Source organism: Dyella sp. KRB-257, assembly GCF_049445995.1.
In the GTDB taxonomy this organism is placed as follows: Bacteria; Pseudomonadota; Gammaproteobacteria; order Xanthomonadales; family Rhodanobacteraceae; genus Dyella_A.
Genome location: NZ_JBMSDZ010000001.1, coordinates 233,962 through 248,111, shown reverse-complemented (window position 1 = coordinate 248,111; position 14,150 = coordinate 233,962). Strand labels below are relative to the sequence as shown.

Genomic DNA, 14,150 nt, shown 5'->3' with positions numbered 1-14,150 from the left:
GAGACGATGAAGCGGCTGGACTGGAACACCCTTGATGAAGCGGCCCGGCGCGGGGCGCTGGCCCGCCCGGCGCAGGCGCGCGCGGACGAACTCAAGCAGGGTGTGGCGGCGATCGTGGCCCAGGTGCGCGCGCACGGCGATACGGCGCTGCGTGAACTGAGCGCGAAGTACGACCGCTGCACGCTGGATGCCATCGAAGTCACCGCGGCCGAGTTCGACGCGGCCGAAGCGAAACTCGACGAGCCGCTGAAGGCGGCGATCCGCGAGGCGGCCGGGCGCATCGATACCTACCACCGCGCCTCGCAGCCGCAGCCGGTGGGCGTGGACACCGCACCGGGCGTGCGGGTGGAACGCATGCTGCGCCCGATCGCCCGCGTCGGCCTGTACGTGCCGGCCGGCACGGCGCCGCTGCCGTCCACCGCACTGATGCTGGGCGTGCCCGCGGCGATCGCCGGCTGCCGCGAAGTGGCGCTGTGCTCGCCCGCGCGCGCCGACGGCCGCTGCGACGAGGCCGTGCTGTATGCCGCGCGCGTCACCGGCGTGCACCGCGTGTTCAAGCTCGGCGGTGCGCAGGCGATCGCCGCGATGGCCTATGGCACGGACAGCGTGCCCAAGTGCGACAAGCTGTTCGGCCCGGGCAATGCCTGGGTCACCGAGGCGAAGCTGCAGGTATCGGGGGATCCGGAGGGTGCGGCGATCGACATGCCGGCCGGTCCGTCCGAGGTGCTGGTGATCGCCGACGACAGTGCCAACCCCGCCTTCGTCGCGGTCGACCTGCTGTCGCAGGCCGAGCACGGGCCGGACTCGCAGGTGATGTTGCTCAGCCCGTCGTCCGCGCTGCTCGATGCCGTGGCCGGCGAGGTGGATCGCCAATGCGCCACCCTGCCGCGCGGGGAGACCACGTTCAAGGCGCTGGCGCAGAGCCGGCTGATCCGCGTCGCGTCGCTGGCGCAGGCGGTGGAGGTGAGCAACCGCTACGCGCCCGAGCACCTGATCATCCAGACCGTCGAGCCGCGCGCGCTGCTCGACGGCATCGAGAGCGCCGGCTCCATCTTCCTGGGCCCGTGGACACCTGAGTCGGTCGGCGACTACTGCAGCGGCTCCAACCACGTGCTGCCCACCTACGGTTACGCGCGCAGCTACAGCGGCGTGTCGGTGGCCAGCTTCGTCAAGCAGATCAGCGTGCAGGAGGCGAGCGCCGACGGCCTGCGCGCGATCGGTCCGTGCACGGTCACGCTGGCCGCTGCCGAGCAGTTGGAGGCGCACCGCCGCGCGGTGTCGATGCGGCTGGACGCGCTGGAGGGTCGCGCATGAGTGTGCTCGATCTGGCGCGGCCGGAGATCCGCGCGATGCAGCCGTATTCCTCGGCGCGGATGGAGGCCAGCGGCGGGCAGATCCTGCTCAACGCGAACGAATCGGCCTGGGCGCCGTTCGGCGAGGCGGGCGCCGGCTGCAACCGTTATCCCGACCCGCAGCCGACGGCGCTGGTCGATGCGCTGGCCGCGCTGTACGGCGTGCGCCGCGAACAGTTGCTGGTTGGCCGCGGCAGCGACGAGGCGATCGACCTGCTGACACGCGCGTTCTGCCGCGCCGGCGAAGACGCGATCCTGATCCAGCCGCCCACCTTCGGCATGTACGCGGTATGCGCGCGCATCCAGAACGCGGCGGTGATCGAGGCGCCGCTGGCGGCCGATTTCACGCTGGACGTGGACGCCGTGCTGGCGGCGATGACCCCGGCGGTGAAGCTGGTGTTCGTCTGCACGCCGAACAACCCGACCGGCCAGACGATCGCGCCCGCCGCCATCGAGCGGCTGGCACAGGCGCTGGCCGGCCGTGCGCTGCTGATCGTCGACGAGGCCTATGTCGAGTTTGCCGATGCGCCAAGCATGGCCGGGCTGATCGACCGCCACGAGCACGTCGCCATTTTGCGCACGCTGTCCAAGGCCTGGGCGCTGGCCGGTGCGCGCATCGGCACGCTGCTGGCGAACGACGCGGTGATCGCGCTGCTGCGCCGGATCATGCCGCCGTATCCGCTGCCCTTGCCCTGCGTGGAGGCGGCGCTGGCCGCGCTGTCGCCGGCCGGGCAGGCGCAGGCGCGTGGGCATATCGATCAGGTCAGGGTCGAGCGGGCGCGCATGGCCGACGCGCTGGCCGCGGTGCCCGGCGTGCGCGCGGTGCTGCCGTCGCAGGCGAACTTCCTCGCCGTGCGCTTCGACGACGCAGGTGCTGTCTACCGGCAGTTGCTCGCCGCCGGCATCGTGGTGCGCGACGTGCGCCGCTATCCGAACCTCGGCGACGCCCTGCGCATCACCATCGGCACGCCGGAGGAAAATGCACGCGTGCTGGAAGCACTCAGGGGAACCCCATGAATCCCGTAGCCCGTAGGAGCGCACCCTGTGCGCGATTGCCAGGTCGCTGCCGAATCCCGCAGGTCGCGCACAGGGTGCGCTCCCGCGCGGGTTGGAGAAATTGTTGATGAGCCGCAAGATCCTTTTCATCGACCGCGACGGCTGCCTCATCGTCGAACCGCCGGACGAGCAGATCGACAGCTACGAGAAGCTGGACCTGCTGCCGGGCGTGATCGGCGCGCTGCAGCGCTGCGTCGCCGCCGGCTACGAGCTGGTGATGGTGACCAACCAGGACGGCCTGGGCACCGCGGGTTTCCCGCAGGCGAGCTTCGACGGTCCGCACCGGTTGCTGCTGCGCATCCTGGCCTCGCAGGGCATCGTGTTCCGCGAACAGCTGATCGACCGCAGCTTCCCGCACGAGGGGCTCGATACGCGCAAGCCGGGCATCGGCATGCTGCGCCACTACCTGGCCGACGACGGCTGGAGCCGGGCGGCGTCGGCCGTCATCGGCGACCGCGACACCGACATGCAGCTGGCCGCCAACCTCGGCGTGCGCGGCCTGCGCGTGGGGCCGCAGGGGCAGTCGTGGGACGCCATCGCGCATCGCCTGCTCGATGCGCCGCGCACCGCCACGGTCCAGCGCAACACGAAGGAAACCCGCATCACGGTGAGCGTGGACCTGGATCGCGTGGCCGAGCCGAAGGTGCATACCGGGCTGGGCTTCTTCGACCACATGCTGGAGCAGATCGGCAAGCACGGCGGGTTCGCGCTGGAGCTCCGCTGCGAGGGCGACACCCACATCGACGAACACCACACGATGGAGGACTGCGCGCTGGCCCTCGGCCAGGCGCTGAAGCAGGCGCTGGGCGACAAGCGCGGCATCGGCCGCTACGGCTTCACGCTGCCGATGGACGAATCCTTCGCCAGCGCCGCGCTGGATCTCTCCGGCCGGCCGTACTTCGTGTTCGAGGGCAGCTTTCCGCGCGAGCGCGTGGGCGACATTCCCACCGAGCTGGTGCCACACGTGTTCCGCTCGCTGTGCGAGACGCTGGGTGCCAACCTGCACCTCACGGTGAAGGGCGACAACGCGCACCACATGGTCGAAGCCTGCTTCAAGGTGGTGGCGCGCACGCTGCGCCAGGCGATCCGCCGCGAGGGCAGCGAGCTGCCCAGCACCAAGGGGACGCTCTGATGAGCGCGCCGGTGCATGACACGCCTCCCTCTCCCCCGGCCACGTCGGGGGCGATGGCCAGGGCGAAGGGGCGCTCTGATCTTCCGTCGCAATCGGTCGTCCTCGTCGATGCCGGCGGCACCAACATCGGTTCGGTGCGCTACGCACTGCAGCGCCTCGGCGTGGAGGCGGCGCTCACTTCCGATCCGGCCACCATCCGCGGTGCCGACAAGGTGATCCTGCCCGGCGTGGGTGCGGCCGGTCCGGGCATGGCACGCCTGCGCGAGCTGGGGCTGGTCCAGTTGATGCGTTCGCTGACCCAGCCGGTGCTGGGCGTGTGCCTGGGCATGCAGCTGTTGTGCGCGCATTCGGAAGAGGGCGACACCGAATGCCTGGGCGTGATCGACGCCCCGGTGCGCCGTTTCCGCGAGGCGCCGGGCCTGCGTGTGCCGCACATGGGCTGGAATGCGCTGAAGCCGGTGCGCGGGCATCCGCTGCTGACCGGACTGACGGCCGGCGAGCAGGCCTACTTCGTGCACAGCTACGCGGTGCCGACCGGAGACTGCACACTGGTCACCAGCGACTTCGGCGGCCCGTTCTCCGCGATGATCGCCCGCGGCAATTTCTACGGCATGCAGTTCCATCCCGAGCGTTCCGCCGGGGTGGGGGCGCGCCTCCTGAAGAATTTCCTCGCCCTATGACGTTCCACGTGATTCCCGCGATCGACCTGCGCGGCGGCCAGGTGGTGCGCCTGAAGCAGGGCGACTACGCGCAGCAGACCGATTATCCGTTCGACCCGGTCGAGCTGGCGTCCCGCTACGCCGCTGCCGGCGCCGGCTGGCTGCACCTGGTCGATCTCGACGGCGCGCGCTCCGGCAATCTGGACAACCTGAAGGTGATCGAGACGATCGCGGCCAATGGCATGCGGGTGCAGGCCGGCGGTGGCGTGCGCGGCGAGGACGATCTGCGCCGCCTGTTCGACGCCGGCGTGCGGCGGGTGGTGCTGGGCAGCGTGGCGATCCGCGATCCGGATACGGTGGCCGGCTGGCTCGGCAGCTACGGTGCGGAGCGGCTGACGCTGGCGCTCGACACCCGCCGCATCGACGGCCGCTGGGCCCTGCCCAGCGCTGGCTGGACCGAGCTCGAAGCGCGCACGCTGGACGAACTGGCGCCGTGGTACGCCGCACGCGGCGCGCGTCACCTGCTGTGCACCGACATCGACCGCGACGGCATGCTGGCCGGCTTCAATCTCGATCTCTATCGCCACCTGGCCGCCACCGTGCCCACGCTGGCGGTGCAGGCCTCCGGCGGCGTGCGCTCGCTGGACGACATCCGCGCGGCGCGCGCGGCGGGGGTGCGAGGGGTGATCCTCGGTCGTGCCCTGCTCGAAGGGCGCTTCACTGTCGAGGAGGCCATCGCATGCTGAGCCGCCGCATCATTCCCTGCCTCGACGTGCGCGACGGTCAGGTGGTCAAGGGCGTGCGCTTCCGCGACCACGTGGTGATGGGCGAGATCGTCGATCTCGCGCTGCGCTATCGCGACGAAGGCGCCGACGAGCTGGTGTTCTATGACATCACCGCCAGCCCGCAAGGGCGCAGCGTGGACCGCGGCTGGGTCGAACGCGTGGCGCGGGTGATCGACATCCCGTTCTGCGTCGCCGGAGGCATCCGTTCGGTGGACGAGGCGCGTGCCGTGCTGCACGCCGGGGCCGACAAGATCTCGGTGAACTCGCCCGCGCTGGAGCGTCCCGAGCTGATCGACGAACTGGCGCAGGCGTTCGGCGTGCAGTGCGTGGTGGTCGGCATCGATTCGCTACGCGACGCCGACGGCCCGTGGCGCGTGCGCCAGTACACCGGCGATCCGGACAAGACCCAGGCGCTGGCACGGGGCACGCTGGACTGGATGGTCGAGGCACAGCGCCGTGGCGCGGGCGAGATCGTGCTCAACTGCATGGGCAGCGACGGCGTGCGCCAGGGCTACGATCTGGAGCAGTTGCGCGCCGCCCGCGCGATCTGCCGCGTGCCGCTGATCGCCTCGGGCGGGGCCGGCGCGCCGGAGCATTTCCGCGATGCGTTCGCCAATGCCGACGTGGACGGCGCGCTGGCGGCCAGCGTGTTCCACTCCGGCGCCATTGCGATTCCCGAACTCAAGCGGTATCTGGCGGGGCAGGGCATTGCGGTGCGCTCTGCATGAGAAGCGACGTTCTCGTCCATCCGCATGTTTCCGCCGTCATGCCAGCGAAAGCTGGCATCCAGCGTCTTCGATCTCTGCGGCAAGGACAAAAAAAGGCACTGGATGCCGGCTTGCGCCGGCATGACGGCGAGGAGGGGTGCCGTTTTCGTCTCAGCTGTGTGAAGCCAAAGGAGCGTCTCGCGTGAATCCATCGATTGCCACGCTCAACCCCGACCAACTCGACTGGGCCAAGGGCGACGGCCTGCTGCCGGCGATCGTGCAGCACGCGCAGACCGGCGAGGTGCTGATGCTCGGCTACATGAACGCCGAGGCGCTGACGGCCACCCAGCAGACCGGCCACGTCACCTTCTTCAGCCGCTCGAAACAGCGCCTGTGGACCAAGGGCGAGAGTTCGGGGCACGTGCTGGCCCTGCAATCGATCCGCGTGGACTGCGACGCGGACACGCTGCTGGTCGGCGCGCTGCCGCACGGACCGACCTGCCACACCGGCACGTCGAGCTGCTTCGGCAACCACGTGGCCCCCCCGCTGGGCTTTCTCGCTGAACTGGATGCGCTGGTGGCGCAGCGTGATGCCGAGCGGCCGGCCGGCAGCTACACCACGCGCCTGTTCGAGGGCGGCGTGCGACGGATCGCCCAGAAAGTGGGCGAAGAAGGCGTGGAAACGGCGCTGGCCGGCGTGGCGCAGGGCGACGCGGACCTGCTTGGCGAAGCCGCCGACCTGCTGTTCCATCTGACCGTGCTGTTGCGTGCGCGCGGCCGGTCACTGGCGGACGTCGCCGATCTGCTGGCCGCACGCCACGCAGCGAAATAAATAAATAACCGGGATCAGTGCGTGGCGGGCGCCCCGCCGCTCGCCTCGGGGCGGAACGGCAGCGGCGGTCCGATCGCGTCACCGTGTCGCCAGCGTTCCAGCTGCGCGGTGATGCCGGTGCCGGTGGCCATCTGCGGCTCGGACGGCGTGAGCTTGTCCTGCTGCTCCCAATGCGCGATCTCGGCCCGTGCGCGGTTGAAGGCCTCGATGGGGTCGGCCGTGCGGTTCAGTGCATCGACCAGCCAGGCCCGGCCGAAATAAGTGGCGTTCGAATCGCTGCCGCAGCCGAACGAGCTGCGATCGGCGCGTGCGGCGGTGATCACCAGGGTGCCGTCGCCCGCGAGCGGTGGCACGAAGCCACCGGAATAGCAGGCGTTGACCACCACGACTTTCCATCTGAACGGGTGTTCGGCAAGGATGCCGGCCAGATCCTGCGCGCCGATCTGGTCCAGCGGCAGCGGGTCCATGTCCACCAGCAGGGTGTGCTCCGGATCGCCGTGGCTGGTGAGGTAGAGCATCAGGATGTCCTGCTGCGGGTCCATCGCGCGCCACAGTCCGGTGAGCACGCTTTCCAGATTGCTCCAGCTGGCCAGCGGATAGGTGTCCAGTGTCGCCGGATTGTTGGCCAGTACCACGCTGTGCGCGCGCTGGCCGTAGCGTTGCCGGAACAGCTGCGCGGCATACTCCGCCTCGTTGCGGAACACGTCCTCGCTGCCATCACCGGCAAAAGTCACCAGGTAGAGATTCGGCACGCCCGCTACGCGCGGCCCGAGGCCGTCGAGTGCCTTGCGCAGCAACAGCGGTTGGGCGTAGAGCACCTGCTCGGGAGACGGCGCGTCGGCTGGCCAGGTGTCGGCTGGCAGGTCGCCGACGTCGCCGACATCGGTGGCACTGGCGGCCGCGGCCGGTGCCGCCGCTTGCGCCGTCACCGTGCGGAGGGGGTGGTGCTCCAGGGTGACGGTCAGTGCCGCGCCGGTGGCGAAAGCGAGCAGGGCGGTGAGCAGCAGGCGCATGGCGATGCCTTGCCAGGTCAGACCGTGATGGCGTCGAAGTCGCGGTACACGGGATGGGTCGATGTACCCGACGCATCCTGTGCGGGATCGCGCAGCAGCCAGCCGGTCTGGAAGCCGGCGGCGCGGGCCGCATCGAGTTCCTGCACGATGTCGGACAGGAACAGGATGTGCGTCGGCTGCACGTCGATCGTCTCGGCGATGGCGGCATACGAGGCAGCCTCGCGCTTGGGTCCGGTCTGCGTGTCGAAATAGCCGGCGAACAGCGGACCGAGGTCACCCGCCTCGCTGTGGCGGAAAAACAGCTTTTGCGCCGGCACCGAGCCGGACGAGTAGACGTAGAGCTTCAGGCCCTGCGCCCGCCAGGCGCGCAGGCGGGCCGGCACTTCGGGATAGACGTGGGCGCGATAGTCGCCGGCCTCGTAGCCGTCCTTCCAGATCATGCCCTGCAATGCCTTGAGCGCGGTGGACTTGCGATCCTCATCGATCCAGCGCAGCAGCATTTCGATGATCTCCTGCCGGCTCGCCTCGATCAGGCCGGCCTCCTTCGCCGCTTCGTGCAGCCAGTGCTGTACCTCGAGCGTGTCGCCATGGGTTTCGACGAAGGCGGGCAGGCGCTTGCGCGCGTAGGGAAAGAGCACGTCCCTGACGAAATCGATCGAGCTGGTGGTGCCCTCGATGTCGGTGACGATGGCGCGGATCTCGATCATCGGGAGTCCCTGGTGCGTGCGAGCGATGGAATCAGGCGCCGGCGCCGGCGTGCGGCGCCATGCGCGGGAAGCGTTCGGCGATGTCGGCGCCGGTGAAGTGGGCGACCCAGCCCTCCTTGTTGGTGAACAGGCGGATCGCCACGAAACAGGGCGACTCGCTCATGTCGAACCAGTGCGGGGTGCCGTCGGGTACGCCGATCAGGTCGCCCTGTTCGCACAACACCTCGTACACCTTGCCGCCGATGTGCAGGGTGAACTGCCCGGCGCCGGCCACGAAGAAGCGCACCTCGTCCTCGCTGTGGGTGTGCTCGTCGAGGAATTTCCGGCGCAATGCGGTGCGGTCGGGGTGATCGGGAGTCAGGCTGATCACGTCCACCGCCTGGTAGCCCTCGCTGGCCATCAGCCGGTCGATGTCGCTGCGATAGGCGGCGATCACCTCTTCCTGGCTGGCGCCCGGAGCGATCGGCTGGCTGGCCTGCCACTGCTCGAAGCGGATGCCGACCGCGCCCAGTTCACGAGCAATGGCCGCGTGCTCGTGATGCTCGGCCAGGGCGGCATTCGGTACGGTGTCGTCGTAGATGCGCAGACGGCTCATGCGGACAACCTCCTCAGATCCAGTTCGCAGGCAAGCAGGAATTCCAGCGCTTCCAGATGGCGGCGCGTTTCGGCCATCGTGCGGCCCCAGGTGTAGATGCCATGACCATCGATCAGGTACCCATGCAGCGGCTTGCCGGAGTCCAGCCAGGCGTCGACCTGCGCGACGAGCCCAGGCATGTGCTGCGTGTTGGGAAACACCGGAATCTCCAGCACGCTTTCGTGGGTATGGAAGCCGGTGATTGCCTTCTGCAACTCCCAGCCTTCGAGGCGGACCACGCCCTGTGTGGCAAATAGACGCGAGGCCACGCTCTGCGTGCGCGAATGGGTGTGTAGTACCGCCTGCGTCTCGGGCCAGCGCCGGTACAACTGCGTATGCAGGGCCGTCTCGGCACTGGGCCGGGCGTCGGTACCGACGGGCCGGCCATCGAGATCGATGAGCATGATGTCGTCACGATCGAGCCGGCCCTTGTCGCGGCCGGAGATGGTGATCGCCGCATGCGAGGCATTCACCCGCATCGAGAAGTTGCTGCTGGTGGCCGGGGTCCAGCCGAGCAGGGCCAGATCCTTTGCCGCATGCGCGATGGCATCGGCGCATGCGTGGAACGCGTCGCTCGAAATACCCTCGGGAAGCATCTGTGACATGAGTATTTGGACGTCCAAACGGTAGGAAAGAATAACACGCTGCGCCGCTCTTCCGTCGGATAATGCGAGCGATTCTCGCAAGTCAGGAAAGATTGCGGCGATGGGCGTAGCATCGCGTCACCCAGCGCCGCGCGAGCGGCAGTTCATTCACGACGGAGGTTTGCCAATGTCCCACGAAGAAAACATCGAATCGCGTCGCCGATTCCTCAAGATTGCCGCCGGTACCGCCGCTGCGGCGGTGGTGGTCGGTGCGCTGCCGCGCGTCGCCCGTGCCGCGGATCTGCCGCACGTGTCCGAATCGGATCCGACGGCCAAGGCGCTGGGCTACGTGGAAGATGCCAACGCGACCAAGGATCCGAAGCACAAGGCCGGCGACACCTGTGCGAACTGCCAGTTCTACAGCGGCGGAGCCACCGGTTACGGTCCTTGCCAGTTGTTCCCGGGCAAGTCCGTCGCGGCCAAGGGCTGGTGCGTGTCGCATGCGGTGAAGGCCGGCTGATCGGCCCCCCTCGCGTTGCAAAAGTTGCAAAAAGAAAGGCCGGCTGCGAAGCCGGCCTTTTTGTTTGTCGAGGCATCGCGCTGTGGACGCGGCGAGGCACCTCAAAAGTGCTGCCCGGCGCGTCAGGATGAGGAGCTGACCCTGTCTGACGCACCGGGCGGCGATCCGGGGTCCACTGCCAAGTGATCAACCCGCGGACCACGGATGATACTCCGCTCCTCCGGGCTGTGCGAACCGTTCCATCGTGGCGACGTTTTTTTCATGAAAATGTTTTATATCAAGGTGTTATGTGGCATTCCGTTGACATTTCCTGGGCTGCATGCGCCGTGTGGAGCGATTCGGCACGTTCAGGACTCTTCGTTGAAAAAGAGCGAAGATGACCGCTTTTAGGCACTTATTGCCCGGCTTTCTGGGCATGAAGATGGCTGTGCCGAAGTCCATAGCCGAAATAGATCATCAGGCCGAGGATCGTCCAGACGCCCATCAGGGTCCAGTTGAACCAGTTCATGGTGGACAGCAGTCCGATGCAGCTGAGCACGCCGGCCACGCATATCACCGGTGCCCACGGCACGCGAAAGGTGCGCGGCAGCTCCGGTGCGGTGTAGCGCAGGATCAGCACGCCGGCACAAACCGCGGTGAAGGCGATCAGCGTGCCCATCGAGGTGAGGTCGGCGAGCAGGTCGAGCGGGAAGATCGCCGCCAGCACGGCGATGCCGAAGCCGGTGATGAGGGTGTTGATGTGCGGCGTGCGGTGCTTCGGATGCACCCTGGCGAACACCTTGGGCAGCAGGCCGTCGCGGGCCATGATCATGAAGATGCGCGGCTGGGCGATGATCATCACTAGGATCACCGAGGACAGGCCGATCAGCGCGCCGACCTCCACCCAGGTGCGCAGCCAGCCCAGCTCCGCATGACCCCGCAGCGCGGTCACCACCGGGTCGACCGTGTTGAGCATGGTGTACGGCACCAGGCCGGTCATCACCGCGGCCATGCCGAGGTACAGCAGGGTACACAGGATCAGCGACACGATGATGCCGAAGGGCAGGTCGCGCTGGGGGTTCTTGCATTCCTGCGCTGCGGTCGAGGTCGCCTCGAAACCGATGTAGGCAAAGAACACCATCGCCGCACCGCGGAAAACGCCGGACCAGCCGAACTCGCCGTCCCCCTTCTGCTCCGGAATGAAGGGATGCCAGTTGTCGGTGTCCACGTAGCGGGCGCCGGCGATGATGATCATCAGGATCAGGCCGACCTTCAGCAGCACCATCAGCGCGTTCAGTCCCGACGACTCGCGGATGCCCACGTAGCACAGCCAGGTCAGCGCCAGCACGATGGCGACCGCCGGCAGGTTGAGCAGATGCCCGGTCGCGACCAGGTGGCCGCCGGTAAAGGCGAGCGGCGCCTGGGTGAGCGCGGCCGGCAGGTGAATGCCGACATGGTCGAGCAGGCTGGTGAAGTAGCCGGTCCAGCTGGCCGCCACGGCCGAAGCCGAGATGCCGTATTCCAGCACCATGTTCCAGCCGATGAACCAGGCGACCAGCTCGCCCAGTGTGGCGTAGGCGTAGGAATAGGAGCTGCCGGAGACCGGGATCAGGGTCGCGAACTCGGCGTAGCACAGCGCGCTGAACGCGCTGCAGATCGCCGCCAGGATGAAGGAGATCAGCACGGCCGGACCCGCATGCTCCGCGGCCGCGGTGCCGGTGACGACGAAAATGCCGGTGCCGATCACCGCGCCGATGCCCAGCGCGGTGATGCCCCACGGTCCGAGCGTGCGGCGCAGTGCCGGGCCGTGGCTTTCGTCGACGTCTTCGCTGAAATGGGTCTTGCGGGCGAGCAGTTGCTTGAGCATGGTGATTCCGGAAAAGACGACGGCACGGCTTTCACCGTGCCGTCCAGGCCTCAATGAACGGTTTGCGGCACGCTGGTCAGGAGGGTTCGGTCCCGTTGGCCAGATGGCTCTTGCGATGACCGTAGGCGAAATACACAACCAGGCCGACGAGGGCCCACACGAAGAACACGCTGATCGCGGTGGATGAAAGGTTCACGAACAGCAGCAGGCATCCCAGCATGGCCAGCGGGCAGACGATCCACACCAGCGGAGTCCGGAAAGGGCGCGGCCGCTCCGGTTGCTTGACGCGCAGGATCATGACGCCGACCGCAACCATCAGGAAGGCGAACAGCGTGCCCGAATTGGTGATGTCGGCGAGCAATCCGACCGGGAACAGCGCGCCGAAGAACGAGACGAAAAGCCCGGTGATCATCGTCAGCACGTGCGGCGTATGGAAGCGCGGATGCACAGTGGACAGGCGATTGGGCAGCAGGCCATCGCGGGACATGGTGAAGAAGATACGGGTTTGCCCGTAGATCATCATCAGGATGACGGAGGGCAGCGCAAGGCTTGCGGCCATGCCCACCAGGTACCCGATCTTGTCCGAACCCAGCGTGTGCAGCACATAGGCCAGCGGCTCCTTGCTGCAGACAAGCGCCTTGATCCCCTCGCAGGCGGCCGCCATTTGCGGCGTGCCCGGCTGCAATACCGCGCCATCGGCTCCGACCATCGGCTGGGAGCCGACCGAGCCGACGGCGCCGTAACCGACGAGAAGGTAGAAGATGGTGCAGACCGCAAGAGATCCGATCAGGCCTATCGGAATGTTCCGGTTCGGATTCTTGGTTTCCTCCGCCGCGGTCGAAACCGCGTCGAAGCCGACGTAGGCGAAGAAGATGGACGCGGCAGCGCCAAGCACGCCGATACCGCCCATGGGGCTGCCCCAGCCGTTGGGCAGGAACGGCTGGAAATTTGCCTCGTGCGTGGCCGGAACGGTGATCACGATGAAGGCGACCAGCGCGGCCACCTTCAGCGATACCAGGACAGCATTCACCTTCGCGGATTTGGATGTTCCAAGCACCAGCAAGGCGGTGATGACCAAGGCGATCAGGAACGCGAGCAGGTTGAAACTGCCGCCGTCGAACGGGCCGGTTCGCAGGAAGCGCGGCAGTCCGATGCCTGCGCTGTTCAACAGTCCGTTGACATAGCCCGACCAGCCGACGGAGACCGTGCTGGCTGCGATCGTGTATTCCAGAATCAGTGCCCAGCCGACAATCCAGGCGATACCTTCGCCCAGTACGCCGTAGGTGTAGGTATAGGCCGATCCTGCGACCGGAATCATGCCGGCCAGTTCCGCATAGGCCAGTGCAGCCAGGGCACAGACGACGGCGGCGATCACGAAGGCGATCAACATGCCCGGGCCGGCCTTCTGGCCCGCTTCGGCCGTCAGTACGAAAATACCCGTGCCGATGATCGCACCGACACCCAGGAGAGTGAGCTGGATCGGGCCGAGCTGCCGTTTGAGGCTTTTCTTTTCGGCCGTGGCAAGAATCTGGTCAAGCGGCTTGACGCGCTGAAAAAGCATGTGGTGGTTCCCCGTGGAAACAGACGCCATCCCCATGGCGGCGCCGCAAGGCAGGCGGCAGGCGGAGGTGACGGGCAACCATAGCCGACGCCGATGGGGGCGACAAGCGCCGTGCGGCACATCGACGGCGGGTAGAATCGCGTGCTCGCCAACGCCCGTCGGAGTGCCGTCCTGGACGCTGCCAAAGCCACTTTTCTCGCTGCACTGCAGCGTTTTTCCGCGACTGATCCGGCCGATTCCATGCCGGACGTCTTCGGCGCATTCCTCGACTCCTCGCCGGATGTGTTCCACCGCCACCATGCGCCTGGACACTTCACCGGATCGGCCTGGCTGGTGAGCGGTGACGGCGAGCGCGTGTTGCTCACCCACCACCGCAAGCTGGGGTGCTGGCTGCAGCTTGGCGGTCACGCCGACGGCGACGCGGACCTCGCGCGGGTGGCGTTGCGCGAGGCGGAGGAGGAATCGGGCCTGGCCGGGTTGCGTGTGGATGGCGGCATCTTCGACCTGGATCGCCATCGCATTCCGGCGCGCGGCGACGAGCCGGAACACTGGCACTACGACGTGCGCTACGTGGTGCGCGCGTGCGGGGGCGAGGCGTTCGCGGTCAGCCCGGAATCGCTGGCGCTGGCCTGGATGCCGGTGCGTGCGTTGGCCGGCGATGCGGCCGTCGAGGTATCGTTGCGGCGCATGGCTTGCCGGTGGCTGGCGCGGGGGTGAAGGCAGGGCGATCTGTCTCTGGGTGTGTCCATCGCGGCCGGAGGG

General features: G+C 67.7%; 15 protein-coding genes. 9 read left to right on the top strand and 6 right to left on the bottom strand.

What is annotated here, in order from left to right; genetic code table 11:
• The first annotated feature begins 6 nt into the window (after nucleotides 1–6).
• From hisD to hisIE, 7 genes are all read left to right on the top strand, one after another.
• On the top strand, nucleotides 7–1,314 hold the full coding sequence (gene hisD / locus ACO2Q2_RS01200) for a histidinol dehydrogenase (protein WP_423253939.1): 1,308 nt from the start codon (nucleotides 7–9) through the stop codon (nucleotides 1,312–1,314).
• Nucleotides 1,311–2,369, top strand: coding sequence for a histidinol-phosphate transaminase (gene hisC, locus ACO2Q2_RS01195; protein WP_423253938.1), 1,059 nt, complete (start codon nucleotides 1,311–1,313; stop codon nucleotides 2,367–2,369). Before hisD ends, hisC begins: the two co-directional genes overlap by 4 nt.
• A gap of 106 nt (nucleotides 2,370–2,475) precedes the next feature.
• The gene (gene hisB, locus ACO2Q2_RS01190) at nucleotides 2,476–3,540 is read left to right on the top strand and encodes a bifunctional histidinol-phosphatase/imidazoleglycerol-phosphate dehydratase HisB (RefSeq protein ID WP_423253937.1); all 1,065 of its coding nucleotides are present in this window, start codon (nucleotides 2,476–2,478) and stop codon (nucleotides 3,538–3,540) included.
• A 53-nt stretch (nucleotides 3,541–3,593) separates the two neighbouring features.
• Nucleotides 3,594–4,220 (top strand): imidazole glycerol phosphate synthase subunit HisH, encoded by a 627-nt coding sequence (gene hisH, locus ACO2Q2_RS01185; protein ID WP_423253995.1) that lies wholly within the window; start codon nucleotides 3,594–3,596, stop codon nucleotides 4,218–4,220.
• Nucleotides 4,217–4,945: a 1-(5-phosphoribosyl)-5-[(5-phosphoribosylamino)methylideneamino]imidazole-4-carboxamide isomerase gene (gene hisA, locus ACO2Q2_RS01180; protein ID WP_423253936.1), complete on the top strand. Its 729-nt coding sequence runs from the start codon at nucleotides 4,217–4,219 to the stop codon at nucleotides 4,943–4,945. Before hisH ends, hisA begins: the two co-directional genes overlap by 4 nt.
• Nucleotides 4,939–5,712: an imidazole glycerol phosphate synthase subunit HisF gene (gene hisF, locus ACO2Q2_RS01175; protein WP_423253935.1), complete on the top strand. Its 774-nt coding sequence runs from the start codon at nucleotides 4,939–4,941 to the stop codon at nucleotides 5,710–5,712. Before hisA ends, hisF begins: the two co-directional genes overlap by 7 nt.
• Nucleotides 5,713–5,893: 181 nt before the next feature.
• Complete coding sequence (gene hisIE / locus ACO2Q2_RS01170) at nucleotides 5,894–6,523, top strand: bifunctional phosphoribosyl-AMP cyclohydrolase/phosphoribosyl-ATP diphosphatase HisIE (protein WP_423253934.1); 630 nt, start codon at nucleotides 5,894–5,896, stop codon at nucleotides 6,521–6,523.
• Between the two features lie 14 nt (nucleotides 6,524–6,537).
• Here hisIE and ACO2Q2_RS01165 read toward each other — a convergent pair whose 3' ends face one another.
• The 4 genes from ACO2Q2_RS01165 to ACO2Q2_RS01150 are packed head-to-tail and all read right to left on the bottom strand — an operon-like array spanning nucleotide 6,538 to nucleotide 9,482.
• Nucleotides 6,538–7,536: a C13 family peptidase gene (locus ACO2Q2_RS01165; protein ID WP_423253933.1), complete on the bottom strand. Its 999-nt coding sequence runs from the start codon at nucleotides 7,534–7,536 to the stop codon at nucleotides 6,538–6,540.
• Between the two features lie 17 nt (nucleotides 7,537–7,553).
• Nucleotides 7,554–8,243, bottom strand: a complete 690-nt coding sequence (gene mtnC, locus ACO2Q2_RS01160; RefSeq protein WP_423253932.1) for an acireductone synthase — start codon at nucleotides 8,241–8,243, stop codon at nucleotides 7,554–7,556.
• 31 nt (nucleotides 8,244–8,274) lie between these two features.
• Nucleotides 8,275–8,838, bottom strand: coding sequence for a 1,2-dihydroxy-3-keto-5-methylthiopentene dioxygenase (locus ACO2Q2_RS01155; RefSeq protein ID WP_423253931.1), 564 nt, complete (start codon nucleotides 8,836–8,838; stop codon nucleotides 8,275–8,277).
• Nucleotides 8,835–9,482, bottom strand: coding sequence for a methylthioribulose 1-phosphate dehydratase (locus ACO2Q2_RS01150; RefSeq protein WP_423253994.1), 648 nt, complete (start codon nucleotides 9,480–9,482; stop codon nucleotides 8,835–8,837). The genes ACO2Q2_RS01155 and ACO2Q2_RS01150 overlap by 4 nt, the downstream gene beginning before the upstream one ends.
• A 166-nt stretch (nucleotides 9,483–9,648) precedes the next feature.
• Between ACO2Q2_RS01150 and ACO2Q2_RS01145 the strand changes: the two genes are divergently transcribed.
• Nucleotides 9,649–9,981 (top strand): high-potential iron-sulfur protein, encoded by a 333-nt coding sequence (locus tag ACO2Q2_RS01145; RefSeq protein WP_423253930.1) that lies wholly within the window; start codon nucleotides 9,649–9,651, stop codon nucleotides 9,979–9,981.
• A 394-nt stretch (nucleotides 9,982–10,375) separates the two neighbouring features.
• On the opposite strand, the gene ACO2Q2_RS01140 is transcribed toward ACO2Q2_RS01145, so the two are convergent.
• Nucleotides 10,376–11,827 (bottom strand): amino acid permease, encoded by a 1,452-nt coding sequence (locus tag ACO2Q2_RS01140; protein ID WP_423253929.1) that lies wholly within the window; start codon nucleotides 11,825–11,827, stop codon nucleotides 10,376–10,378.
• Between the two features lie 76 nt (nucleotides 11,828–11,903).
• Entirely contained in the window at nucleotides 11,904–13,388 is a 1,485-nt protein-coding gene (locus ACO2Q2_RS01135) for an amino acid permease (protein WP_423253928.1), read from the bottom strand.
• A gap of 240 nt (nucleotides 13,389–13,628) precedes the next feature.
• Here ACO2Q2_RS01135 and ACO2Q2_RS01130 point away from each other — a divergent pair, with 240 nt between their 5' ends.
• Nucleotides 13,629–14,105 carry an NUDIX hydrolase gene (locus ACO2Q2_RS01130; protein ID WP_423253993.1) on the top strand — a complete coding sequence of 159 codons (477 nt, stop codon included), beginning with the start codon at nucleotides 13,629–13,631 and terminating at the stop codon, nucleotides 14,103–14,105.
• Nucleotides 14,106–14,150 lie beyond the last annotated feature (45 nt).

Excerpts from the sequence above, each read along its gene's own strand:
- hisD (WP_423253939.1), top strand. The coding sequence starts at position 7 with ATGAAGCGGCTGGACTGGAACACCCTTGATGAAGCGGCCCGGCGCGGG.
- hisC (WP_423253938.1), top strand. The coding sequence starts at position 1,311 with ATGAGTGTGCTCGATCTGGCGCGGCCGGAGATCCGCGCGATGCAGCCG.
- hisB (WP_423253937.1), top strand. The coding sequence starts at position 2,476 with ATGAGCCGCAAGATCCTTTTCATCGACCGCGACGGCTGCCTCATCGTC.
- hisH (WP_423253995.1), top strand. The coding sequence starts at position 3,594 with ATGGCCAGGGCGAAGGGGCGCTCTGATCTTCCGTCGCAATCGGTCGTC.
- hisA (WP_423253936.1), top strand. The coding sequence starts at position 4,217 with ATGACGTTCCACGTGATTCCCGCGATCGACCTGCGCGGCGGCCAGGTG.
- hisF (WP_423253935.1), top strand. The coding sequence starts at position 4,939 with ATGCTGAGCCGCCGCATCATTCCCTGCCTCGACGTGCGCGACGGTCAG.
- ACO2Q2_RS01165 (WP_423253933.1), bottom strand. The coding sequence starts at position 7,536 with ATGCGCCTGCTGCTCACCGCCCTGCTCGCTTTCGCCACCGGCGCGGCA.
- mtnC (WP_423253932.1), bottom strand. The coding sequence starts at position 8,243 with ATGATCGAGATCCGCGCCATCGTCACCGACATCGAGGGCACCACCAGC.
- ACO2Q2_RS01155 (WP_423253931.1), bottom strand. The coding sequence starts at position 8,838 with ATGAGCCGTCTGCGCATCTACGACGACACCGTACCGAATGCCGCCCTG.
- ACO2Q2_RS01150 (WP_423253994.1), bottom strand. The coding sequence starts at position 9,482 with ATGTCACAGATGCTTCCCGAGGGTATTTCGAGCGACGCGTTCCACGCA.
- ACO2Q2_RS01145 (WP_423253930.1), top strand. The coding sequence starts at position 9,649 with ATGTCCCACGAAGAAAACATCGAATCGCGTCGCCGATTCCTCAAGATT.
- ACO2Q2_RS01140 (WP_423253929.1), bottom strand. The coding sequence starts at position 11,827 with ATGCTCAAGCAACTGCTCGCCCGCAAGACCCATTTCAGCGAAGACGTC.
- ACO2Q2_RS01135 (WP_423253928.1), bottom strand. The coding sequence starts at position 13,388 with ATGCTTTTTCAGCGCGTCAAGCCGCTTGACCAGATTCTTGCCACGGCC.
- ACO2Q2_RS01130 (WP_423253993.1), top strand. The coding sequence starts at position 13,629 with ATGCCGGACGTCTTCGGCGCATTCCTCGACTCCTCGCCGGATGTGTTC.